The organism is Streptomyces sp. NPDC002403 (assembly GCF_053593015.1).
Window position 1 is genome coordinate 61,258 of sequence record NZ_JBSFBQ010000025.1, and the last position, 23,572, is coordinate 84,829.

Here is a 23,572-nt window from a genome sequence, read left to right on the forward strand (position 1 = left end):
ACCGGGGCGCGCGACCCCGTCCGGGCCGCGCGCCCCAGGCCCCGGGCGGTTCGACGACGCGCCCCGCTCAGACCGGCCGGAACCAGACCGTCGCCAGCGGCGGCAGCGTCAGCAGCAGGCTGCCGGGCCTGCCGTGCGCGGCCACCGGCTGCGGCTTCAGCGGATCGGGGTGGCCCACACCACTGCCGCCGTACCGCGCCGCGTCGGTGTTGAGGACCTCCGCCCACGCCACCCGGTCACCGGGCACCTGCGGCACCCCCAGCCGGTAGTCGTGCCGCACCACCGGGGAGAAGTTGCTGACGGCCAGCAGCGGCGAGCCGTGCGCGTCGTAGCGCAGGAAGGCGAAGACATTGTCCTCGGCCGCGCCGCCGTCCACCCAGTCGAAGCCCTCCGGAACGGTGTCGCGCTGCCAGAGCGCGGGGGTCTCGCCGTACACCGCGTTCAGGTCGCTCACCAGGGTGCGTACGCCCCGGTGGTCGCTCTCCGCCGCGTACGAGGGGTCCAGCAGCCACCAGTCCGGGCCGTGCCCCTCCGACCACTCCGCACCCTGGGCGAACTCCTGCCCCATGAAAAGGAGTTGCTTGCCCGGGTGGGCCCACATGAATCCCAGGTAGGCCCGGTGGTCGGCGCGCTGCTGCCACCAGTCGCCGGGCATCTTGGAGACCAGCGACCGCTTGCCGTGCACCACCTCGTCGTGCGAGATCGGCAGGACGTAGTTCTCGCTGTACGCGTACACCATCGAGAACGTCATCTCGTTGTGGTGGTACTTGCGGTGCACCGGCTCCTTCGACACGTACTCCAGGGAGTCGTGCATCCAGCCCATGTTCCACTTCAGCCCGAAGCCGAGGCCCCCGAAACCACCGGGGCCGACATGGTGGGTGGCGCGGGTGACGCCGTCCCAGGCGGTGGACTCCTCCGCGATGGTCACCACACCCGGATTGCGGCGGTAGACCGTGGCGTTCATCTCCTGGAGGAAGGCGACGGCGTCCAGATTCTCCCGCCCGCCGCGCTCGTTCGGGGACCACTCGCCCTCCTGGCGCGAGTAGTCGAGATAGAGCATCGAGGCGACCGCGTCGACCCGCAGCCCGTCGATGTGGAACTCCTCGCACCAGTAAGTGGCGTTGGCCACCAGGAAGTTGCGCACCTCGGTGCGCCCGAAGTCGAACTCCAGCGTGCCCCAGTCCGGATGCGCCGCCCGCGACGGATCGGAGTGCTCGTACAGCGGCCGTCCGTCGAACTCCGCCAGTGCCCAGTCGTCGCGCGGGAAGTGCGCGGGCACCCAGTCCACGATCACCCCGATCCCGGCCCGGTGCAGGGAATCGATGAGGAAACGGAAGTCGTCGGGCGTCCCCATGCGTGACGTGGGGGCGTAGAAGCCGGTGACCTGATACCCCCACGAGCCACCGAAGGGATGCTCCGAGATCGGCATCAGCTCCACATGCGTGAACCCCAGATCCCTTACGTACGCCGGGAGTTGGTCGGCCAGCTGACGGTAGGTGAGTCCCGGGCGCCAGGACGGCAGATGCACCTCGTACGCCGACAGCGGCGCCTCGTGCACCGGGACGTCCCCGCGGTGCGCCATCCACTCCTGGTCCCGCCACTCGTGGTGCGAGGCCGTCACGATCGAGGCGTTGGCGGGCGGCACCTCGGCATACCGGGCCATCGGGTCGGCGCGCACCGTGTGCGAACCGTCCGGGCGGCACACGTCGAACTTGTACAGCGCGCCCTCCCCGATCCCGGGCAGGAACAGCTCCCACACCCCGGACGAGCCCAGCGAACGCATCGGGAAGCCGGTGCCGTCCCAGTAGTTGAAGTCCCCGACGACCCGCACACCGCGGGCATTGGGCGCCCAGAGCGTGAACCGGGTGCCGGCCACCCCCTGGTGCTCCATGGGCTGCGCGCCGAGGGCGGTCCACAACTCCTCGTGCCGTCCCTCGCCGATCAGATGCAGATCGAGATCGCCGAGCGCGGGCAGGAAGCGGTACGGGTCCTGGACCTCGAACTCGTCGTCCGCGTACGCGACCAGCAGCCGGTAGTCGGGCAGCGCGGGCATCGGCAGCAGCCCGGAGAAGAAGCCGTCGCCGTCGTCGTGGAGCCGCGCCCGCAGCCCCTTGGCGAGTACGGTCACCGACCGGGCGTACGGGCGCAGCACCCGGAAGGCCGCGCCGCCCCGGACCGGGTGGGCGCCGAGCAGGTCGTGCGGGGCGTGGTGCTCACCGGCGAGCAGCCGGCCCCGGTCGCCGTCGTCGAGGGGACGCGCCCGGCGCACGCCCTGGCCGGCGGCGCTCCGGCGGGGGCGCCGTGGCGGCGCGGGGGCTTCTGCCGTCTCATGTGCCGGTGGTTCGACTCGGGGGGCCTCGGTGGGGGCGGGCGTTTCGCGGGACGGCTTGCGGGCGGTCACGGGGGACAGCCTCCTCGGAGGGGGTTGGGGGGAAGAGGGGAGCGCGTGCCGGGCCGTCAGTCGTCGGCGGCCAGGCGGTGGATCGCGGCCATCGGGACCGGCAGCCAGTCGGGCCGGTGCCGTGCCTCGTACAGCACCTCGTACACCGCCTTGTCGGTCTCGTGGGCGCGCAGCAGCTCCGGTTCGCTGCGCGGGTCGAAGCCCGCGGCGCGGGCGTACCCCTCGCAGTAGGCGGTCCGGCAGCGGGCCGCCCAGTCGGCGTTCCACGGACGGTGCGAGCGGGCCGCGTAGTCGAAGGAGCGGAGCATCCCGGCGATGTCGCGCACCGGGAGCTGCGGGCGGCGGCGTTCACGCAGCGGCCGGGCCGGTTCCCCCTCGAAGTCGATCAGTGACCAGAAACCGTCGGCCGCGCGCAGGGTCTGGCCGAGATGCAGATCGCCGTGCACCCGCTGGGCCGCCCAGTCGCGTCCCCGGTGGCCGAGGGCGGCCACCGCGTCGAAGGCGGTACGCAGTCCGGGGACGTACGGCACGAGTTCCGGCACCGACTGGGCGGCGGCCTCCAGCCGGCGCACCATCGAGGCGGCGAGGCGTTCGGTCTGGGCGCGGTGCAGGGCGGGTGTCGGCAGGGCGGCGGCGAGCGCGTTGTGCACCTCGGCGGTGGCCCGGCCCAGCGCGTGGGCCTCGTCGGTGAAGTCCCGGCCCCCGGCCAGGGCGTGCAGGGCGAGCTGCCAGCCGTCCTCGGCGCCGCTCAGGAACGGCTGGAGGACGCCGAGGGTGAGCGGCCGGGTGGTGGTGGTGGCCTCGAACCAGGCGACGGGGGCGGGCACCCGTCCGCACCCCTCCTGCGCGAGCGCCAGCGGCAGCTCCAGATCGGGGTTGGTGCCCGGGAAGATCCGGCGGAAGATCTTGAGGATGTAGGCGTCGCCGTAGACGAGCGAGGTGTTGGACTGCTCGGTGTCGAGGAGCCGCGGTGCGAGTCCGGCGGCGATGGCCGGACCGCTCCGGGCGAAGCGCAGGGCGCCCAGGGTGCCGGGGGTACGGAACCGTTCCAGCAGAAGTTCGGCGAGGCGTGGGTCGTGCAGCCCCTCGTAGACGGTGCGGCCGGCCAGCGGCCCCTCGGTCACATGGCCGATGAGCGCGGGCGCCAGCCGGGGCGGCAGCGCGGCCCGTACGCCGAGCAGCAGTTGGTAGCAGTCGTCCGGCGGTTGCGCGGGCGTGGCCGGCTGGTGGACCCGGACCAGCAGATGGAGCAGCCCGGTTCCGGTTCCGGCGGCGACGGATCCGGTGCCCACCGGCAGTATTTCGGTCGCCGACACCAGCGAGAACGCGGTGACCGGCCGCCCCTTGCCCGCGAACCACCGCTGCCTGGGCAGCCATTGGTGCAGCAGGGGTGCGAGAGACGGGAGCAGGGTTGTGCTGTCGGTCAGGGCGACCCGAGTGGATGCAGCCTCCGACATGGCATCGCGTCCTTTCCCCGGGCACACCACAGGATGCGAAGAGTGTCCCGGATTGCGGCAATAGCTGTCCGGCTGTGCGGGACGTGTCGGGTCAGGATGGTCCGTACGGACTCGACTCGATGGGATCGAAACGCCAGATGGGACCCGGAAGGGGCCGTACGTGTGCGGTGCGGGGGAAGGTGCCCCGTGCGGGGCGGCGGAAACCGCCCCGCGATTGCTGGTGTCCGGTCAGCTCGGCGGCGCGTCCTTGCGCAGCCGGAACCAGTAGAAGCCGTGCCCCGCGAGCGTCAGCAGATAGGGCCACCGGCCCACGGCGGGGAAGCGCACCCCACCGATCAGCTCCACCGGATGACGCCCGTCGAAGGACCGCAGATCGAGCTCCGTGGGCTGCGCGAACCGCGAGAAGTTGTGCACGCACAGCACGAGATCGTCCCCGTGCTCACGGGTGAAGGCGAGCACGGCCGGGTTCGACGACGGCAGTTCGTTGTACGAGCCGAGACCGAAGGCGGGGTTCTGCTTGCGGATCTCGATCATCCGCCGTGTCCAGTGCAGCAGCGATGACGGGGACGCCATCGACGCCTCGACATTGGTGACTTGGTAGCCGTAGACCGGATCCATGATGGTGGGGAGGTAGAGCCGCCCCGGATCGCTGGAGGAGAACCCGGCGTTGCGGTCCGGCGTCCACTGCATCGGGGTGCGTACGGCGTCCCGGTCACCGAGCCAGATGTTGTCGCCCATCCCGATCTCGTCCCCGTAGTAGAGGATCGGGGAGCCGGGGAGGGACAGCAGCAGCGCGGTGAACAGCTCGATCTGGTTGCGGTCGTTGTCCAGCAGCGGTGCGAGCCGCCGCCGGATGCCGATGTTGGCCCGCATGCGCGGGTCCTTGGCGTACTCCGCGTACATGTAGTCGCGTTCTTCGTCCGTGACCATTTCGAGGGTGAGCTCGTCGTGGTTGCGCAGGAAGATGCCCCACTGGCAGTTCTCCGGGATCGCCGGTGTCTTCGCCAGGATCTCGGAGACCGGGTAGCGGCTCTCGCGCCGCACGGCCATGAAGATCCGGGGCATCACGGGGAAGTGGAACGCCATGTGGCACTCGTCGCCGCCGGCCCGGTAGTCGCCGAAGTAGTCGACGACGTCCTCCGGCCACTGGTTGGCCTCGGCGAGCAGCACGGTGTCCGGGTAGTGCGCGTCGATCTCCTTGCGGACCCGCTTGAGGAAGTCGTGCGTCTCCGGGAGGTTCTCGCAGTTGGTGCCCTCCCGCTGGTACAGGTACGGCACGGCGTCCACCCGGAAGCCGTCGATGCCGAGGTCCAGCCAGAAGCGGAGCGCGGAGATGATCTCCTCCTGGACCGCCGGGTTCTCGTAGTTGAGATCCGGCTGGTGGGAGAAGAACCGGTGCCAGTAGTACTGCTTGCGCACCGGGTCGAAGGTCCAGTTGGACGTCTCGGTGTCCACGAAGATGATCCGGGCGTCCGGGAACTGCTTGTCGTCGTCGGCCCAGACGTAGTAGTCGCCGTACGGACCCTCCGGGTCGGTACGGGACTGCTGGAACCAGTCGTGCTGATCGCTCGTGTGGTTCATGACGAAGTCGATGATCACGCGCATCCCGCGCTGGTGCGCGGCGTCGACGAACTCCACGAAGTCGGCCAGGTCGCCGAACTCCGGCAGCACGGCTGTGTAGTCGGAGACGTCGTATCCGCCGTCGCGCAGCGGCGACTTGAAGAACGGCGGCAGCCAGAGGCAGTCGACGCCCAGCCACTGCAGATAGTCCAGTTTGGCGGTGATGCCCTTGAGGTCGCCGATGCCGTCGCCGTTGGAGTCCTGGAAGGACCTGACGAGGACCTCGTAGAAGACGGCGCGCTTGAACCAGTCGGGATCGCGGTCCTTGGCCGGGGTGTCCTCGAACGTGTCGTGGACAGGCTCATTGACGATCATGGTGTGGGTGACCCTCCGGTCGGCGGGGACGGTCGCAGGACGACGATGTGCGCGGGCGTGACGCCCGGCTCCAGACGCACATAGAAGGTCCTGCCCCAGTGATAGGTGTCGCCGGTGAGCTCGTCGCGCACCGGCAAGCGCTCGTGCCGGTCGAGGCCGAGTCGCGGCATGTCCAACGAGACCGTGGCCTCGTGGGTGTGGTGCGGGTCGAGGTTGGCGACCACCAGAACGATGTTCGAACCCGAACGCTTGCTGTACGCGATCAACGCGTCGTTGTCGGTGGAGTGGAAGTGCACGTCGCGCAGTTGCTGCAGAGCCGGGTTGCGGCGCCTGACGCGGTTGAGCGTGGTGATGAGCGGGGCCAGCGAACGGCCCTCGCGCTCCGCCGACTCCCAGTCCCTGGGCCGGATCTGGTACTTCTCCGAGTCGAGGTACTCCTCACTGCCGGGTCCGACCGGGGTGTTCTCGCACAGCTCGTAGCCCGCGTACACACCCCAGGAGGGGGAGAGCGTCGCGGCGAGTACGGCCCGCGTCTCGAAGGCCGGGCGGCCTCCGTCCTGGAGATAGCCGGACAGGATGTCCGGGGTGTTCACGAAGAAGTTGGGACGCATGTAGGAAGCGGTCTCGCCCGACAACTCCGTGACGTATTCGGTGATTTCATGCCTGGTATTGCGCCAGGTGAAATATGTGTAGGACTGCTGGAAGCCGATGGCCGCGAGCGTCTTCATCATCGCCGGCCGGGTGAATGCCTCGGCCAGGAAGATCACATCGGGGTCGGTCCGGTTGATGTCCGCGATCACCTTCTCCCAGAAGACGACCGGTTTGGTGTGCGGGTTGTCGACGCGGAAGATCCGTACCCCGTGATCCATCCAGAACCGCAGAATGCGCACGGTCTCGGCGACCAGTCCGCGCATATCCCTGTCGAAGGCGATCGGATAGATGTCCTGGTATTTCTTCGGCGGATTCTCGGCATAGGCGATCGTGCCGTCCGCGCGGTGGTGGAACCACTCCGGGTGTTTCTCCACCCAGGGGTGGTCGGGAGAACACTGGAGCGCGAAATCGAGTGCGATCTCCATGCGCAGACCGCGGGCGGTCGCCACGAAATGATCGAAGTCGTCGAGGGTGCCGAGTTCGGGATGGACGGCGTCGTGGCCGCCCTCGGCCGAGCCGATCGCCCAGGGCACGCCCACGTCGTGCGGGGCGGGGGAGAGCGAGTTGTTGGGGCCCTTGCGGTGGGTGGTGCCGATGGGGTGGACGGGCGGGAGGTAGACCACGTCGAAGCCCATCGCGGCGACCGCGGGAAGCCGCTCGGCGGCCGTGCGAAAGGTGCCGCTGACGATCCTCGGCGCCGCCCCGGCCGCCTTCCCCGTCCGGCCCCTGCGCTTCGCGGGCGGGCCGGCCTTCTCGACCCTGGCGCCCTCGGAGCGGGGGAACAGCTCGTACCAGGAGCCGAACAGGGCCCGTCGGCGCTCCACCACCAGCGGCAGCGGCGGGGAGGCGCTGAGCAGTTCGCGCAGCGGATGACGGGCGAGCGCGGCCTGCGCCTCGGGGGTGAGTGCCGCGGCCAGCCGGGCGGCGGCCGGGCGGGACGCGTCGCGCAGCGCGTCGACGGCGGCCAGCACCGCCTCGCGGCCGTCCCGCTTGGGTACCCCCTCGGCGGCCCGCTCGTACAGCTCGGCGCCCTCCGTCAGGACGAGCGCGGTGTCGATCCCCGCCGGAATCTTGATCCGGGCGTGCTGCCGCCAGGTGCTGACCGGATCGCTCCAGGCCTCGACCGTATACGTCCAGCGGCCCTCGGAGACCGGGGTGACATCGGCGCCCCAGCGGTCGGTGCCGGGAGCGAGCTCGCGCATCGGCGTCCAGGGGCCCGGGTGCCCGTTCGGGTCCGTCAGCACCACATTGGCGGCGACGGCCTCGTGGCCCTCGCGGAAGACGGTCGCGGTGACCTGGAAGGTCTCACCGGCAACCGCCTTGGCGGGCCTTCTGCCGCAGTCGACGAGGGGACGGACGTCGAGGACGGGAATGCGACCGATCATGGAATCACCTGGGGACTGGGGTTCGGGCTGAACTGGGCGCGGCACAGTGGCGGAGGGCGAAATGCGCGCACCGCGACCGATCGGGTCCGTCCTTTCTAGCTGCTCCGTCGACGGCTGGTGGGGTGTGGGCATGGCCGCTCCTGTCCGCGTTCACTCGAATGGCAGTCGAATGACCTGGGCATGGGTATGTTGCGCGGAAGTAAACCGGATGAAATCCGGATCCGCGGATGCCTCGCATTCGTGCTGCATTCGGGCGGCATTCATCTGCCGCCCGGGGAGCACTCGGGCTGTGTACCGGAGAAGCCTTCCCCTGATTCCCGGTGGGCCAATCCGGTGATTCTGTTAATTACTCGGACGTATACGTGACGACCGGTTCGCACCCGGCTCCGCCCCGTCCGCACGGGCTCGCCGGAGAACGTCCGGACGCCACTGCGCAGCCTTCCCTCTGGTGTGGAGGGCCACAAGACCGAACGAGGGAAGGGAATCGGCCATTACCTGTGGGGCCGATGTGTCCGGACGGGCCGTGAGTGAATCCGGATACGGACGGGGCGACGGCCGCCGCCACCGGAGAGGGACGCCGCCACCGGGCAGCGCCGCCGCCACCGGCGAGGGTGACGGAGCGGCGCACCCCGTGGTGCGTCCCCTCGGATCCGTACGTCCCCTGTCAAGGTGGTCATGTGAAGGCCATCCGTCGATTCACCGTGCGTCCCGTCCTCCCCGACCCCCTTCGACCGCTCAGCGACCTCGCCCACAATCTGCGCTGGTCCTGGCACACCGAGACCCGTGAGCTGTTCCAGGCCGTCGAACCGGAGGTCCGGCGGACGGCGGAATGCGATCCCGTGCGGCTGCTCGGCGCCGTATCGGCCGGCCGGCTCGCCGAGCTGGCCCGCGACGAGCAGTTCCTGCACCGGCTGGCCGAGGCTTCCCAGGACCTCCGGGACTACCTGGAAGGGCCCAGGTGGTACCAGGAGCAGCAGGAGCTGGGCGCCGAACTCCCGGCCGCCGTCGCCTACTTCTCGCCCGAGTTCGGAGTGACCGCGGCCCTGCCCCAGTACTCCGGCGGACTCGGCATCCTCGCCGGTGACCATCTCAAGGCCGCCAGCGACCTCGGCGTCCCCCTCATCGGGGTCGGCCTGCTCTACCGGCACGGCTACTTCCGCCAGAGCCTGTCGCGCGACGGCTGGCAGCAGGAGCACTACCCGGTACTCGATCCGAACGAGCTCCCCCTCGCCCTGCTGCGCGAGGCCGACGGCGCCCCGAGCCGGGTGGTGCTGGCCCTGCCCGGCGGCCGCTCCCTGCACGCGCACATCTGGCAGGCCCGGGTCGGGCGCGTACCCCTGCTGATGCTCGACTCCGACGTGGAGGAGAACGCGCCGGGCGAACGCGAGGTGACCGACCGGCTCTACGGCGGCGGCAGCGAGCACCGGCTCCTCCAGGAGATGCTCCTCGGCATCGGCGGCGTCCGGGCCGTGCACACCTACTGCCGTCTCACCGGACACCCGGAACCCGAGGTGTTCCACACCAACGAGGGGCACGCCGGCTTCCTAGGCCTCGAACGCATCCGTGAACTCTCCGGCAGCGGCCTCGACTTCGACTCCGCGGTGGAGGCCGTACGGGCCGGCACGGTCTTCACCACCCACACACCCGTGCCCGCCGGGATCGACCGTTTCGACCGCGAGCTCGTCGCCCGGCACTTCGGCGACGACGGCGAACTCCCGGGCGTCTCCGCCGAACGCATCCTGCAACTGGGCACGGAGACCTACCCCGGCGGTGAGCCGGGCCTCTTCAACATGGCGGTGATGGGGCTCCGGCTCGCCCAGCGCGCCAACGGGGTCTCCACCCTCCACGGCGCGGTCAGCCGGGAGATGTTCGCCGGGCTGTGGCCCGGCTTCGACCCCGCCGAGGTGCCGATCACCTCGGTCACCAACGGGGTCCACGCGCCCACCTGGGTCGCGCCCGAGGTCTTCCGGCTGCGCAACCGCTACGACGGCACGCCCGGCCGCTGGGACTCCGCCGCCGGGGTCCCCGACCGGGAGCTGTGGGACCTGCGGCGCGCCCTGCGCGCACAGCTGGTCACCGAGGTCCGCGAGCGGCTGCACGCCTCGTGGCGGGCCCGGGGCGCGGAGCCGGCCGAGCTCGGCTGGATCGACTCCGTGCTGGACCCGGACGTGCTGACGATCGGCTTCGCCCGGCGCGTCCCCTCGTACAAACGGCTGACACTGATGCTGCGCGACCGCGAGCGGCTGACGGAGCTGCTGCTCCACCCGACCCGCCCCGTCCAGATCGTCGTCGCGGGCAAGGCCCACCCCGCCGACGACGGCGGGAAGCGGCTGGTCCGGGAGCTGGTGCGGTTCTCCGACGACCCGCGGGTGCGCCACCGCATCGTGTTCCTTCCGGACTACGGGATGGCCATGGCGCAGAAGCTCTACCCGGGCTGCGACGTATGGCTGAACAACCCGCTGCGCCCGCTGGAGGCCTGCGGTACGAGCGGGATGAAGGCGGCGCTCAACGGCTGCCTCAACCTTTCGGTGCTCGACGGCTGGTGGGACGAGTGGTTCGAGCCGGACTTCGGCTGGGCGATCCCGACCGCCGACGGTCTGGCCCAGGACGAGGACCGCCGGGACGATCTGGAGGCGGCCGCCCTCTACGAGGTGATCGAGGACCGGGTCGCGCCGCGCTTCTACGACCGGGGCGGCGAGGGGATTCCGGAGCGCTGGACCGAGATGGTCCGCCGCACGCTGGGCACGCTCGGTCCCAAGGTGCTGGCCGACCGGATGGTCCGCGAGTACGTGGAGCGGCTGTACGCGCCCGCCGCTCACGCCCGGCGTGCGCTGGACCCGGGGACGGCGCGCCGGCTCGCCGACTGGAAGGCCAGGGTCCGTGCCGCCTGGCCGCGGGTGGCCGTCGACCATGTGGAGGCCGTGGCGCCCACCGCGGCGGACGGCTCGGCCGAACTGGGGGCGACGCTGCTGCTCCGGGTCAGGGTCGCCCTCGGGGTGCTGGAGCCGGGCGACGTGGAGGTGCAGGCGGTGGCCGGCCGGGTGGATGCCGCCGACGCGATCTCGGACGCCCAGCTCTTCCCGCTGAAGCCGGCCGGGGGCCAGGACCTGGAGGGCCGCTGGCTCTACGAGGGGCCGCTCGCCCTCGACCGCACGGGGCCGTACGGCTACACGGTGCGGGTGCTCCCGGCCCATCCGCTGCTGGCGACCGGGGCGGAACTCGGCCTGGTGGCGCTGCCCGCGGAGGCGGCGGGGGACGGCGCGGGCGTGCTGATGCGCTGATGCGCGGAGACGGAACCGCCCGGCAGGGGCGTGAGCTCCTGCCGGGTGGTGGTCACCGGGTCATGACCGGTGCGGGGCTCAGAAGGTGAGCTTGAAGCTGTTGATCTTGCCCGTGTCACCCGAGTAGACGTCCTGGACCTTGAGCTTCCAGGTGCCGTTGGCGACCTCGGACGACGCGTCGACCGTGTAGGTGCCGCGGACGTCGTCCGCCGGGTCGCCGGCCGAGGAGTTCTTCAGCCGGTAGGCCGTGCCGTCCGGGGCGACGAGGTCGACGACCAGGTCACCGCGGTAGGTGTGGGTGATGTCCACGTCGACCTTGAGGGCGCTGGGCGCGTTGCCGGTGATACCGGTGACGGTGACCGAGCTGGTGACGGCCGCACCGCGGTCCGGGATGGCGACCGAGGTCTTGTTCTCGAAGACCTTGCCGCCCGGGTTCGGGTTGCCGCCGTCACGGGTGCCGACGTTGATGGCCGCCCAGGCGTCGCCCACGGCCTTGTACTCGGCGCTGGTCGTGCCGTACAGCTCACCGGCCACGGCGAGGGTGCCGGTGCGGGCCGCCGCGTAGTTGGTGGTGGAGGTGAACTTGGTGCTGAGCGCCTTGAACCAGATCTGCTCGGCCTTGGCGCGGCCGATGCCGGTCACCGGCAGGCCGTCGGAGGTCGGGGAGTCGTAGGAGACCCCGTTGATGACCTTGGCGCCGCTGCCCTCGGAGAGCAGGTAGAAGAAGTGGTTCGCCGGGCCCGAGGAGTAGTGGACGTCGATGTTGCCGATGCCGGAGTACCAGGCGTCCTTGGACGCGCCGTCCTTGCTCGGCTTGTCCTGGTAACGCAGCGGGGTGCCGTCACCGTTGATGTCGATCTTCTCGCCGATGAGGTAGTCGCCCGGGTCGCTGGTGTTGTTGGCGTAGAACTCGACCGCGGTGGCGAAGATGTCACTGGTCGCCTCGTTGAGGCCACCGGACTCGCCGCTGTAGACCAGGTTGGCGGTCGCGGCGGTGACACCGTGCGACATCTCGTGCGCGGCGACGTCGAGCGAGGTCAGCGGGGCGTTGTTGCCCGAGCCGTCGCCGTACGTCATGCAGAAGCAGCTGTCCTGCCAGAAGGCGTTGACGTAGTTGTTGCCGTAGTGGACGCGGGAGTACGCGCCGACACCGTCACCGCGGATACCGGTGCGGCCGTGCACGTTCTTGTAGTAGTCCCAGGTCTCGGCCGCGCCGTAGTGGGCGTCCGCGGCAGCGGTCTCGGCGTTCGACGGGTTGCCGTTGCCCCACACGTCGGTGGAGTTGGTGAACAGCGTCCCGGTGCCGGAGGTGCCGTGGTTCAGGTTGTACGTCTTGTGGTTGCCGCGGCCCGTGTCCGTCAGCGTGTACGACGGGGCGGTGCCGAGGGTGACCTGGCCGCTGAACTGCGTGTTGCCGGTGCCGTTCTCGATGCCCTGCCACTCGTACAGCTTCGCCCCGGTGGCCGCGTCCGTGATGACGTGCAGCTCGTTGGGGGTGCCGTCGTGCTGGAGGCCGCCGACGACGGTCTCGTAGGCGAGCTGCGGCTTGCCCTGCGCCATCCAGACCACCTTGCGGGGTGCCCGGTCGGCCTCGGTCTTCTTCGAACCGTCGGCCTTGGCGAGGCCGAGGGCCTGCGTCTCGGCCTTGGCGGGCGCGATGTCCGCCTTGAGGTCCACGGCCTTCAGCTGACCGCTGGTCACCTTGGAGGCCTTGGTGACGCCCTGGGTCGTCCCGGACTTGGACTCCTGGACGATCAGGTCGCCGCCGAGCACCGGGAGTCCGGCGAAGGTGCGCTCGTAACGCGTGTGCGTGGTGCCGTCGTTGTCCTGGACGACGTCCTTGACGACGAGCTTCTCCTGCGAGCCGAGACCGAGGTCCTTGGCCGTGGCCGCCTTGCCCGCGTCGGCCTGACGGATCAGCTCGGCGCGCTGGGACGGGGACAGCTGCTTGGACAGGGCACCGTGGTCGGCGCCGGCCGTCGCCGGGGTCGCCGCCGGGGCGCTGCTGGGAGTGGCAGTGGCCGTACCGGTCTGGACTCCGACGGCGAGGAGGGCTGCTGCGGCTATCAGAGCGCCGGTCGCGGTGGCACGACGGCTGGGCGTGGATCTCACGCGGACTCCTTCTGCGAGGGGGGTACCGGCGGCTCGGTGAGCCGTCCGGGGTGAGCGAGAAGTGCGCAGAACGGGGTGAAGAGTGTCAGCCGGGAGCCGTTCCTGTCAGGACCGCGTCAACAACTTGGCCGGATCTCGTTCGTTGCCGGAAAGGTCATGTTCGTTAAGCGGACGTTTCGCGGATCATCACCGCGATGCCGTAGGGCGTCCGTCGTGCCCGGAATTCGAAGAGAGTGCCGAGGTCCGTCCTGAAGGCTTCGTGTTCGAACAACGGTCGGGAGGGCGGGTGTTCGGTGCTGGCCGAGATGATGTCGACATGTGGCTGATTTCTTGCCACCAGCTTCTTGCTGCAGAGCCGGGTGTCCTGAAGTGATCACGGCTCCGCGCGGACGGCCGTGGCGGTCGCGGCCGTTTTCGCCGCGTTCGCCCCACGGCCCGGCCGGGGGTACGCCAGGGGTGGAGAGGGCGGTCGTCCCCGCCGCGTGCTCTGCCTCGCTCACCCGTACCGGGCGGCCCGTCGCTCAGGACCACACCCACCGTCCCCGCCGTCCACGGCGGGGACGCGGGCACTACGGCACCCGTCGTAGCCGACACCGTGCGGGCGGCACGGGGCGGCACCGGGCGGTGCGCACGGTGCCGCCCCGCAACTCCCGCACCACCTGCGGGAATCGGTTCTCCACGGGGTGTCAGGCGGTGGTGAGCACCATCCGGAAGCGGGCCGCGCCGGACAGCATCCTGCGGTACGCGGCCTCCGCGTCGTCCAGCGGCACGGTCTCGGTCATCGGGCGGATCCCGTGCAGGGCGCTGAACGCCAGGGTGTCCTGCACGTCCTGCGCGGTGCCGGACGGGTGGCCCCGGACGACCTTGCCCGACATCAGCAACTGGTTCGGGCTGATCCCCAGCGGCTCCGGGTCCGCGCCGATGACCACCAGCTCACCGCGCGGTGCCAGCCCCTCCACGGTCGCCGTGATGGCCGCGGAGTTGGCGGCGGTGGCCAGGACGACCCGGGCACCGCCCAGGGCCTGCAGCGCCTCCGCGACGCCGGTGTCCGCGGTGCTGTCGATGTAGTGGTGCGCGCCGAGCTCCCTCGCGAAGTCGGCCTTGGCGGCGCCCCGGGCGATCGCCACCGTCTCGAAGCCCATCGCCGCCGCGTACTGCACGCCCAGGTGCCCGAGGCCGCCGATGCCGAGCACGGCGACCAGGTCCCCGGCCCGGGCGGCACTGCGCCGCAGCCCGTTGTACGTGGTCACCCCCGCGCAGCCGATCGGCGCCGCGTCGGCCGCCGCCAGCGCCTCGGGGATCCGGGCCAGGGCGTCCGCCGGGACGGTCACGCTCTCGGCGTAGCCACCGTCGTACGCCCATCCGGGCACCTTCAGGTTCACGCAGACCACGAAGTCGCCCCGCCTGCACGGCGTGCAGTGGCCGCAGCTGCCGCCGAACCAGCCCACCGCCACCCGGTCACCCACCTGCCAGGCGCTCTGCGTCCCCTCGCCGAGCTCCGCGATCCGGCCCGCGATCTCGTGCCCGGGGACCACCGGGAACCGTACGCCCGGCAGCATGGCCTCCACGAAGAGCGCGTCGCTGTGGCAGATCCCGCAGGCGTCCACGGCCACCCGGACATGACCCGGGCCCGGCTGCGCCACCGCGCGCTCGACGATCTCGAAAGGACCGCCTGCGGCGGTGGCCTGCGCGGCTCGGTAGGTGCTGGAGACACTCATCTGGATCTCTCCGGGTTACGGGGGACGGTTCCCGGAACCAGCAGACCAGCTCCGGCCCGCTCGCGCGCGCCGGGCGACGCGTACGGGGGCCGCGGCTCAGGAGGCGGGCGGCCGTCCGCCGTGCCAGGAGCGCCAGAGCGCGGCGTACGCGCCGTCGGCCGCCACGAGCTCGTCATGGGTGCCCAGTTCGGTGATCCGGCCGTCCTCCATCACGGCCACCCGGTGGGCGTCGTGCGCCGTCTGCAGGCGGTGCGCGACGGCGACGACCGTCCGGCCTTCGAGCACGGCGGCCAGCGCCCGCTCCGTGTGCCGGGCCGTCCCCGGGTCCAGGAGCGCGGTGGCCTCGTCGAGGATCAGCGTGTGCGGATCGGCCAGCACCACGCGCGCCAGGGCGAGCTGCTGCGCCCGGGCGCCGTCCGGCCGGTGCGCCCCGTGGCCCAGATCGGTGTCCAGGCCGTCCGGCAGCTCGTCGGCCCAGTCGGCGCCGACCGCGGCGAGCGCCGCGCGCAGTTCGGTGTCGGTGGCGCCGGCCGAGGCGATCCTCAGGTTGTCCCGGACCGTGCCGAGGAACACGTGGTGCTCCTGGGTGACCAGTACGACGTGCCTGCGCAGCCGCTCGGGGTCCAGCCCGTGGACCAGGACCCGCCCCACCGTCACCGAGCCGGAGCGCGGCGCGTCCATGCCCGCCAGCAGCCTGCCCAGGGTGGTCTTGCCCGCACCGGAGGGACCGACGACCGCGAGCCGCTCGCCGGGACGGACCGTCAGGTCGACACCGTGCAGGACATCGCCCCCGCCGTCGTACGCGTACCGCACCCCCGTCACCTCGATCCGGTCGTCGGCCGGTGCGGGGGAGGCGGCCGGCGGTACGTGCGCCGCCAGGGCGAGGCCCTCGACCCTGGCGAAGGAGGCGCCGCTGCTCTGGAGCTGTTCCAGCCGCTGGAGGATGGTGTCCAGGGGCTGGGACAGCTGCCGCAGATACAGGGCCGAGGCGACCACCGCGCCGAGGCTCACCGTGCCGTGGTCGTGCAGTACGCCGCCGATCAGCAGGACACCGGCCACCGGAACGACGTACGAGACGTCCACGGCAGGGAAGAGCACACTGCGCAGGAACAGCGTCCGGGTCCGGGTCCGCAGGCACTCCTCGACGGCCTTGTCGCAGGCCGCGACACGACGCTGCTGAAGCCCGAGGGCCTCGACCGTACGGGCCCCGGCGGCGGTGGCCGCGAGCTGTTCCGCGAGCACCGAGTTGGCGGCCCCCTCGGCCAGGTACGCGGTGAACGCCCGGCGCAGGTACCAGCGGGCCGCGAACCGGATCCCGAGCAGACCCACCATCCCGCACGCGCCGAGCAGCGGATCGAGCACGAACACCGCGCCGAGGATGAACAGGGCCTGGACCGCGGCGATGAGGAGCTCCGGCCCGGCGTCCCGGAGGGTGGCACCGACCACGGCGACATCCGTGGTGCCGCGGGCCATCAGGTCGCCCGTGCCGACCCGCTCGACCACCCGGGCGGGCAGCGCGAGCGCCCGCCCGGCGAACTCCTCACGGATGCGCGCCAGGGTCCGCTCGCCGAAGCGGTGTCCGGCGTAACCCGCGCAGCGGACCAGGAGGAGCTGCACCACGGCGAAGACCAGGACGGTGAGCGCCAGACGGTCCACCGCGGACACCCCGGCACCCGCACCGACCTCGTCGACGATGCGGCCGAGCAGCCACGGGCCGACGAGCCCGGCACCGGCGGCCAGTGCGTTGAGGCCGATCACGGCGGCGAAGGCGCGGCCGTCCAGCCGGATCAGCCGGAGCGCCGCGCGGAGTGTCCGGGACGGTTCGGCGATGGGCAGGGCCCGGTGCGCGGGCCCGGATCCGGTGGTCATCGCACGGCCTCCTCGGACGGCGGGACGTTTCCTTCGCCGGAGGGTTCCTCGTCCGTACCGCGCGACACCAGGAGGCGGTATCCGGGCTCCCGGTCCAGGAGTTCACGGTGGCCGCCGACGGCCGCGACACGACCGCCGACCAGGTAGTACACGGTGTCCGCCCGGTCCAGCACGAGCGGCGAGGTGCTGGTGACGACCGTGGTGCGGCCGGAGCGTGCGGCGCGCAGCCGGGACGCCATGGCCGCCTCGGTGTGCGCGTCGACCGCCGAGGTGGGCTCCACCGCCAGCAGCACCTCGGGATCGGCCAGCAGGGCCCGGACCAGCCGGACGCGCTGGCGCTGGCCCCCGGAGAGGTTGCGGCCCTGCGCGTCGACGCGCGAGTCGAGCCCGTCCGGCAGCCCGCGCACGATGTCCTGCGCCACGGCCGCGTACAGGGCCCGGCCGATGGACTCCTCGTCCCGGTCCCGGGCGCCGCCGATCACCTCGCGCAGCGGACCGGCGAACAGATCGGCCTCGTTGTCCGCGACCAGGATCCGCCGGCGCACCTGCGTCAGGTCGATCCCGTCGAGGCGTATCGCGCCCCAGGTCGCGGCCGATCCGGTGAACCGGCCGAGCCGCTCGACCACCGCCGCGGACTCCGAAGGCCGGGCACCCGCCAGTGCGGTCAGCCTCCCGGGCACCACCTCCACACCGGACTCCGGATCACGGAGCGTGGACGGCGACCCGGGCCCGTCCGCAGCCGCATCGCCCTCCTCGGCAGCGGGTTCCAGGTCCAGGAAACGTATGACCCGGCGGGCGGCGACCAGCCCTCGGCCGAGGTCGTAGCCGCCCTCGATGAAGAACTCGACCGGCACCACGAGCACCGCGGCGTACCCGTAGACCGCGACCAACTCGCCTACGCTGATGGTTCCTTGAGCCGCCATCCGGGCCGCCAGCCAGGTCACGGCCCCGAGGAACAGGGTGGGCAGGCCGACGCCGAGTGCCTGGATCCAGCTGGTCACCGCGCCGACGCGGTACCCCTTTGCCCGCAACTCCTGCGAGCCGCGCCGGTAGCGCTCGGCGTACACCTCCTTGCCGCCGATGCCGTTGAGGACGCGCAGGCCCCCGACCATGTCCTCGAAACGGCCGGCGAGCCTGCCCTGCTGCTCCCGGTACGCCGCCTCGACGCCCTGCAACCGCCCCAGCAACGGGCCGACCAGCACCGCGAGCAACGGCACCCCGAGCAGCACCACGGCGGCGAGCAGCGGCTCCACGGCCAGCAGCAGCGCGGCCACGACGACGAAGGCGAGGACCGCGCCGACACCGGGGCCGGTGATGGTCAGCGTGCCGGCGATCACGGCGACGTCGCCGAACCCGATCGTGACGACTTCCCCCGCCGTGACCCGGCGCGGCAGCGCCCCGCCCAGCCGGGTCGCCTGTGTGACCACGGCCCGCACGGACCGGAAGGCGGCGTCCAGCCGCACCCTGGTCATCGTGCGGTGCCGCATGATGGCCAGCCAGGCGTTCAGCACCCCCACACCCAGCAGCGCCGCGACCCAGCCGGCCAGCGCGGACCACCGCCCCGGTTGCAGCCCGTCGTCGATGGCGCGGGACAGCAGGTACGGCGGCAGCGTCAGGCACACCATCCAGGCGCTGCCGAGCAGAGATCCGGCGGCGACCCGCCGGCGCTGACAGACGATCAGCCACCACAGGTACCGCATGGCGCTGCGACGGTCGGGGGGCCGTACGCGGTGCTGCGAGCGATTCCTGATCTCGATCCCTCCCCGGGGTGTCGGTGGAACGCGGCCGCGGATGCCTGCTCCACGGATCGTACGGACAGGGTGTACGTGCAGTCCGTGTCGGGGACGACGACGAGGAGCGGGGCGCCGGTCCTGATGTGCGCGTGGGCGGCGCGTTGGCTCTCGCGGTCCTCGTACCAGGCGAGGAGTTCCGCGAGGTGGCCGAGGCGCGGGTCGAGGCCGAGCCGGTCCACGATCCACAGCGCCTGCCCGCCGAGCCAGCGCAGTGCGAGGACGGGGGAGATGGTCCGGAAGGTGCCCAGGACGTACCGTGCCGACCCGTCGGTGCCGTACACGAGTCCTTCGGCGGTCGCCGCGCACCGGTAACTCACCTGCTCGGGCGATGTGCTCACGTCGTCGTTCACAGGATCCGCCCCTCGCTCCGGGCGTTGCACCGCGTGATCTCGGCCCGCAGCCGTTCCATGGGGCTCGGCGGTCGCACGCTCGCGGGTTCCGCTTCCCACTCCGTACCACCGCAGACCGGCCGCAACGACCAGTACGGGCCGGCTGTCCCCCGGAACTCACCCACCCGGTCACGACGGCTGGTGTCCACCAACAGCGTGCCGGTGGGCGGGACTTGTGGGGGCTTCCGGTCGCTCGGGGGGCTGTCTTCCGCACACACGGGTCACTCCTCTCCGTAACGGTTCCGCTACCAAGGGGGATCAGCGTGGCTTAGGCTCGGGGAGTCTTCAACTTACGCAGAGTGACAGGCAAGTTAGGTGCCGGATGGTGAATCGGAAGGAACTGGACCCCGAACGGTCGCCCAGCGCGGCGTTCGGTGTGCGTCTTCGCAGTTCGAGGGATGAGCGCGGCTGGACGCAGGACGAACTCGGCGAGCGTATGGGGTGCTCCGGGGCGCATATTTCTGCCGTTGAAACTGGACGGAGGAAACCAACTCAACAGTTCGCAGCAAGTGCTGACAGGACGTTTGGAACGGGCGACCGGTTTGAGCGGCAGAGCCGGGCCGTCAGGCACAGGGCGCTGATCGAGGGCTTCCCCGAGTACGTCACTCACGAGGCGCGAGCGGTAGAGATCAGGCTGTATGAGGTGGGTGTCATACCTGGCCTGCTCCAGACGCCGGAGTACGCATCAGCGCTTGGGGACAGCACTGTGAAACGGGGTGTCGCCTCGCGGGAGCAAGCCGACGAGCGGATTGCGCTGGTCGCGCAGCGCCAAGCGTCGCTCACACGAACACCACCCCCGCTGGTCTTCGTGGTGCTCGACGAGAGCTGTCTTCTCCGCCCCATCGGGGACGGCGTCCTCATGGACGCACAGTTCGTCCGCCTGCTGGAGTTTGCCGAGCTACCGAACACCGTGCTTCAAGTCGCCCCGTTCGCCATCGGGGTGCGTCGTCCGATGACGTTGCCGGTAACCGTGCTCACGATGCCGGACCGCTCGCTCATGTCGTACGCGGAGTCCGCCAATCGGGGCCATCTTGAGCGGGACAGCGCCTCGGTGCTGCCCATCTTGACGGACTACCATCAACTACAGGCCGAAGCGCTGTCGCGAGCGGCGTCCGTGGCCATGATCAGCCAGTTACGAAAGGGCACCCCGTGACGACCGAGTCCCCCCGTTGGTTCAAGTCCTCATTCAGCGAGAACGGCGGCCAGTGCATCGAGGTCGCCGCCAACCTCGTCGCCCCACTCGGCGTGGTCCCCGTCCGCGACTCCAAGAACCCGGGCGGCCCGGTGCTGAACACCTCCGCCGCCTCGTTCGCCTCCTTCGTGGCGGGCGTCAAGGCCGACGGGTTCGGAACCGTCTGACCGCCCGGTTTCGCGCGCACTGATCCCGGACACGACGACAGCCCCGCCACACCCCCGTGACCCGCCGGGGGTGTGGCGGGTCATTTGCCGAATCGCCGCTCACGATGGGCGTACGAGCGAAGTGCGCGCAGGAAGTCCACGCGACGGAACGCCGGCCAGTAGCAGTCCACCCAGTGCATCTCGGCGTACGCGGACTGCCAGAGAAGGAAGCCGGACAGCCGCTGTTCTCCGGAGGTCCGGATGATGAAGTCGGTGTGGTCGGCCGTCGGTGAGTACAGATGCCGGGAGATGTCCTCGATCTCGAACCGTTCGACCAGTTCCGCAGGATCGCCACCGGCAGCGATGTGTTCCTCGAAGGCGCGCTTCACCGCATCGACGATCTCCCGTCGGCCGCCGTAGCCGACCGCGACGTCCACCTTGAGCCCGCCGCGCCCGGCGGTCGCGGCGGCGGCCTCCTTGAGCACCTGGGCACTGGTGCCGGGCAGCATGTCGAGCGAGCCGATCACCTGGACCTCCCAGGGGCGGCCTGCGGCCGTGATGTCCCGGACGGTCTCTTCGATGATCTCGATCAGCGGCCCGAGCTGTTCGGCGGGGCGCCCGAGGTTGTCGTCGGAGAGCATGAAGAGGGTCACGTGCTCGATTCCGTCGGCAGTGCACCAGCCGAGGAACTCGGTCGTCTTGGCGCCGCCCGCCCGGTACCCCTCCCGGACGTCCGAGTGACCCGCCTGCCGCGCCCAGCGCCGGTTGCCGTCGAGCATGATCCCGACGTGCCGGGGGCGTGGCAGCCCCGCCAGGGTGGTGGCCAGTCGGCGCTCGTACACCGCCTCGATCGGCCTTCGGAGAAACAGCGGGAGCAGCCTCATGAACCATCTCCGTCGCGTTGTCGATGCTCGCCGCGGACCCTACCAGGGGGGCCGGAGAGCGGGTCGGCACTTCGTGGGCGACAGCTGCGCGGGTGGCCCGGCCGGGGTGTCAGGCGCATGGTGAAGTGCAGGGAGCAGGGGATCCGGTGATGTGTGATCGGGGCGGGCCGGGGATCGGTTCACCGCCCGCCGCGGGCGATCCGGCCGTTCCCGGGAACCGGTCGGCGGGCTTCCCGGGAACCGGTCGGCGGGCTTCCCGGGTTCGTCCGGGCCTGCTCACGTCAGGAGGCCGCGCCAGCGGTCGGCCGACTCCATGATGTCCACGCTGACCCGCTGCAGGAATGCTCCTGCCTTGGTCATCCGCCGCCCCACGGGACTGTCGGGCCCGACGGCCTCCGCCGTGGCCATCGCGGACCGCGCCGCTTCGAGCGTCTGGCGTGTGCTGAGGACGATGGACTGGTACCAGGCCTCGTCGTCGATCACATAGACGTCCCGGCGCCGCCGCAGATCGCGCTCACGCCGGACATAACCGTGCTGGACCAGGTAGTTCACGGCCAAGGAGACGGAGGCTGGGCTGACCTCCAGCCTGCGGGTCAGCTCGGCCGCGGTGCGCCTGCCGTCCTCGGACAGCAGCAGGTCGACGTGGACGCGTGCCGTCATCCTCGGCAGCCCCGCCCGGACCGCCATCTCGATGATCTCCTCTCCCGCCGCGTCACCCGACGGCCCGGCGGCGCGCGGGGGCGCCGGTGTGCCACGACGCGCCCGCAGGCCCGCCGCCTGGTGCGCCCGCTGGGGCCGGTAGCCGCCGGAGCCGCCGTTGCGTCCGATCTCCCGGCTGATCGTCGAGGTCGGCCGGTCGAGCCGCCTCGCGATCTCGGCGTAGGAGAGCCCGTCGGCGATTCCGGCCGCGATGCGCCGGCGGTCCTGCTGGGTCAACCGTTCTCCTGGCATGCCGTCAGTATTGCTTTCGCTTTCATTCATTGCAATGCTGCGTTGCATTCGATCCCATCGTCATTGCATCAATTTTCGGACGCTGAGCTGGGTGAATGCGTTTCTGTCGATTGACAGGAATTCTGAATGCAACGTAGCTTTCAAACATCGTAAAACGCGTACTATCGCGAGATGGGGAATGATCATGGGTGAGGTCCTGCACACCGTCCCGACGATGCCGACGACGCGTCCGTCCGGCTGCCCCTTCGATCCGCCGGCCGAGCTGGTCGACGCCCGCCGGCACGGCCCCGTCAGCCGCTACACCTTCCCCGGTGGGCAACCCGGCTGGCTGATCACCGGATACGACCTGGTCAGGTCGGTGCTCGCCGACTCGCGCTTCAGCTCGCGCAAGGAGCTCATGCTCCACCCCACCATCGACTACGGAGACATGAAGGCGCCCCCGGCCCCGCCCGGCGAGTTCCTCCTCATGGACGAGCCCCAGCACCGGCGCTATCGAAAGCCGCTGATGGGCAAGTTCACCGTACGGCGGATGCGACTGCTCACCGAGCGCATCGAGCAGATCACCGCCGACCACCTGGACGCCATGGAGGAGGCCGGGCCGTCGGCGGACCTGGTGACCGCGTTCGCCAAGCCCATCCCCGCCGTCGTGATCTGTGAACTGCTGGGGGTGCCGTACGGGGACCGGGGGTCCTTCCAGGAACAGGTCGACTCGTTCATGAACGGGGAGACGAGCGACGAGGACCTGATCGCGGCCTATACCGGGACCCAGGACTACCTCGCGGAGCTGGTGGCCGCCAAACGCGCCGACCCCACCGACGACGTGCTCAGCGACCTCACCGACAGCGATCTGACCGACGAGGAACTGAGGGGGATGGCCCTGCTCCTGCTGGCGGCCGGGATCGACACCACCGCGAACATGCTGTCCCTCGGCACCTTCGCGCTGCTGCGCAACCCGGAGCAACTGGCCGCGCTGCGCGCCGACCCCGCCCTCACCGACCGGGCCGTGGAGGAGCTGCTGCGGTACCTCAGTGTCGCCAAGACGTTCATGAGGACGGCGCTGGAGGACGTCGAGGTGGGCGGCCGGACGATCGAGGCCGGCTCGCGGGTGATCCTGTCGTACAACACCGCCAACCGCGACCCCGAGCGCTTCACCGACCCCCATGTGCTCGACCTCCGCAGGCAGGAAGGCGGACACCTGGCCTTCGGTCACGGCATCCACCAGTGCCTGGGGCAGCAACTGGCCCGCGTCGAGATGAAGGTCGCGCTCCCCGCGCTGTTCGACCGCTTTCCCGCGCTGCGTCTGGCCGTACCGCCCGAGGAGGTCGTCCTGCGTCCGGAGAGCGCGGACGTCTACGGGGTGAAGAGCCTCCCGGTCACCTGGGGGGCGTGAGCGACGAGGGCCGCCGTG

Annotated in this window: 16 protein-coding genes; 4 read left to right on the forward strand and 12 right to left on the reverse strand. The window is 71.0% G+C overall.

Annotated elements, in window-relative coordinates; translation table 11 throughout:
- Positions 1-67: 67 nt before the first annotated feature.
- The 4 genes from glgB to ACWCPY_RS25175 all read right to left on the reverse strand — a co-directional run bounded on the left by glgB (position 68) and on the right by ACWCPY_RS25175 (position 7,829).
- Positions 68-2,401, reverse strand: a complete 2,334-nt coding sequence (glgB, locus tag ACWCPY_RS25160) for a 1,4-alpha-glucan branching enzyme (RefSeq protein WP_451268464.1) — start codon at positions 2,399-2,401, stop codon at positions 68-70.
- A gap of 56 nt (positions 2,402-2,457) precedes the next feature.
- The gene (locus tag ACWCPY_RS25165; protein WP_451268466.1) at positions 2,458-3,858 is read right to left on the reverse strand and encodes a maltokinase N-terminal cap-like domain-containing protein; all 1,401 of its coding nucleotides are present in this window, start codon (positions 3,856-3,858) and stop codon (positions 2,458-2,460) included.
- 228 nt (positions 3,859-4,086) lie between these two features.
- The gene (gene treS, locus ACWCPY_RS25170) at positions 4,087-5,793 is read right to left on the reverse strand and encodes a maltose alpha-D-glucosyltransferase (protein ID WP_451268468.1); all 1,707 of its coding nucleotides are present in this window, start codon (positions 5,791-5,793) and stop codon (positions 4,087-4,089) included.
- Positions 5,790-7,829, reverse strand: coding sequence for an alpha-1,4-glucan--maltose-1-phosphate maltosyltransferase (locus tag ACWCPY_RS25175; protein ID WP_451268470.1), 2,040 nt, complete (start codon positions 7,827-7,829; stop codon positions 5,790-5,792). Before ACWCPY_RS25175 ends, treS begins: the two co-directional genes overlap by 4 nt.
- 677 nt (positions 7,830-8,506) lie before the next feature.
- Between ACWCPY_RS25175 and glgP the strand changes: the two genes are divergently transcribed.
- On the forward strand, positions 8,507-11,110 hold the full coding sequence (glgP, locus tag ACWCPY_RS25180; RefSeq protein WP_451268472.1) for an alpha-glucan family phosphorylase: 2,604 nt from the start codon (positions 8,507-8,509) through the stop codon (positions 11,108-11,110).
- Between the two features lie 78 nt (positions 11,111-11,188).
- Here the strand turns inward: glgP and ACWCPY_RS25185 are convergent, their stop codons facing one another.
- The 6 genes from ACWCPY_RS25185 to ACWCPY_RS25210 form a co-directional block, all read right to left on the reverse strand.
- Positions 11,189-13,222 (reverse strand): M4 family metallopeptidase, encoded by a 2,034-nt coding sequence (locus ACWCPY_RS25185; protein WP_451268474.1) that lies wholly within the window; start codon positions 13,220-13,222, stop codon positions 11,189-11,191.
- A 686-nt stretch (positions 13,223-13,908) separates the two neighbouring features.
- Positions 13,909-14,940 (reverse strand): alcohol dehydrogenase, encoded by a 1,032-nt coding sequence (locus tag ACWCPY_RS25190; RefSeq protein ID WP_451268476.1) that lies wholly within the window; start codon positions 14,938-14,940, stop codon positions 13,909-13,911.
- A gap of 96 nt (positions 14,941-15,036) precedes the next feature.
- Entirely contained in the window at positions 15,037-16,809 is a 1,773-nt protein-coding gene (locus tag ACWCPY_RS25195; RefSeq protein WP_451268478.1) for an ABC transporter ATP-binding protein, read from the reverse strand.
- Entirely contained in the window at positions 16,806-18,509 is a 1,704-nt protein-coding gene (locus tag ACWCPY_RS25200; RefSeq protein ID WP_451268480.1) for an ABC transporter transmembrane domain-containing protein, read from the reverse strand. Before ACWCPY_RS25200 ends, ACWCPY_RS25195 begins: the two co-directional genes overlap by 4 nt.
- Positions 18,488-18,952 carry a hypothetical protein gene (locus ACWCPY_RS25205; protein ID WP_451268482.1) on the reverse strand — a complete coding sequence of 155 codons (465 nt, stop codon included), beginning with the start codon at positions 18,950-18,952 and terminating at the stop codon, positions 18,488-18,490. Before ACWCPY_RS25205 ends, ACWCPY_RS25200 begins: the two co-directional genes overlap by 22 nt.
- The gene (locus ACWCPY_RS25210) at positions 18,949-19,209 is read right to left on the reverse strand and encodes a hypothetical protein (RefSeq protein WP_451268484.1); all 261 of its coding nucleotides are present in this window, start codon (positions 19,207-19,209) and stop codon (positions 18,949-18,951) included. The genes ACWCPY_RS25205 and ACWCPY_RS25210 overlap by 4 nt, the downstream gene beginning before the upstream one ends.
- A 104-nt stretch (positions 19,210-19,313) precedes the next feature.
- Between ACWCPY_RS25210 and ACWCPY_RS25215 the strand changes: the two genes are divergently transcribed.
- Entirely contained in the window at positions 19,314-20,144 is an 831-nt protein-coding gene (locus ACWCPY_RS25215; protein ID WP_451268486.1) for a helix-turn-helix domain-containing protein, read from the forward strand.
- Complete coding sequence (locus tag ACWCPY_RS25220; protein ID WP_451268488.1) at positions 20,141-20,350, forward strand: DUF397 domain-containing protein; 210 nt, start codon at positions 20,141-20,143, stop codon at positions 20,348-20,350. The genes ACWCPY_RS25215 and ACWCPY_RS25220 overlap by 4 nt, the downstream gene beginning before the upstream one ends.
- Positions 20,351-20,430: 80 nt before the next feature.
- Here the strand turns inward: ACWCPY_RS25220 and ACWCPY_RS25225 are convergent, their stop codons facing one another.
- A complete protein-coding gene (locus ACWCPY_RS25225; RefSeq protein WP_451268490.1) occupies positions 20,431-21,213 on the reverse strand; it encodes an isoprenyl transferase in 783 nt (260 codons plus the stop codon).
- Between the two features lie 276 nt (positions 21,214-21,489).
- Complete coding sequence (locus tag ACWCPY_RS25230; protein WP_451268492.1) at positions 21,490-22,149, reverse strand: helix-turn-helix domain-containing protein; 660 nt, start codon at positions 22,147-22,149, stop codon at positions 21,490-21,492.
- Positions 22,150-22,348: 199 nt separating this feature from the next.
- Between ACWCPY_RS25230 and ACWCPY_RS25235 the strand changes: the two genes are divergently transcribed.
- Positions 22,349-23,554 carry a cytochrome P450 gene (locus ACWCPY_RS25235; RefSeq protein WP_451268494.1) on the forward strand — a complete coding sequence of 402 codons (1,206 nt, stop codon included), beginning with the start codon at positions 22,349-22,351 and terminating at the stop codon, positions 23,552-23,554.
- The last annotated feature ends 18 nt before the right edge of the window (positions 23,555-23,572 follow it).

Coding starts and splice junctions, on each gene's coding strand:
- ACWCPY_RS25200 (WP_451268480.1), bottom strand. CDS start 18,509: ATGCGGTACCTGTGGTGGCTGATCGTCTGTCAGCGCCGGCGGGTCGCC.
- ACWCPY_RS25225 (WP_451268490.1), bottom strand. CDS start 21,213: ATGAGGCTGCTCCCGCTGTTTCTCCGAAGGCCGATCGAGGCGGTGTAC.
- ACWCPY_RS25165 (WP_451268466.1), bottom strand. CDS start 3,858: ATGTCGGAGGCTGCATCCACTCGGGTCGCCCTGACCGACAGCACAACC.
- ACWCPY_RS25195 (WP_451268478.1), bottom strand. CDS start 16,809: ATGACCACCGGATCCGGGCCCGCGCACCGGGCCCTGCCCATCGCCGAA.
- ACWCPY_RS25215 (WP_451268486.1), top strand. CDS start 19,314: ATGGTGAATCGGAAGGAACTGGACCCCGAACGGTCGCCCAGCGCGGCG.
- ACWCPY_RS25235 (WP_451268494.1), top strand. CDS start 22,349: ATGGGTGAGGTCCTGCACACCGTCCCGACGATGCCGACGACGCGTCCG.
- treS (WP_451268468.1), bottom strand. CDS start 5,793: ATGATCGTCAATGAGCCTGTCCACGACACGTTCGAGGACACCCCGGCC.
- ACWCPY_RS25175 (WP_451268470.1), bottom strand. CDS start 7,829: ATGATCGGTCGCATTCCCGTCCTCGACGTCCGTCCCCTCGTCGACTGC.
- ACWCPY_RS25190 (WP_451268476.1), bottom strand. CDS start 14,940: ATGAGTGTCTCCAGCACCTACCGAGCCGCGCAGGCCACCGCCGCAGGC.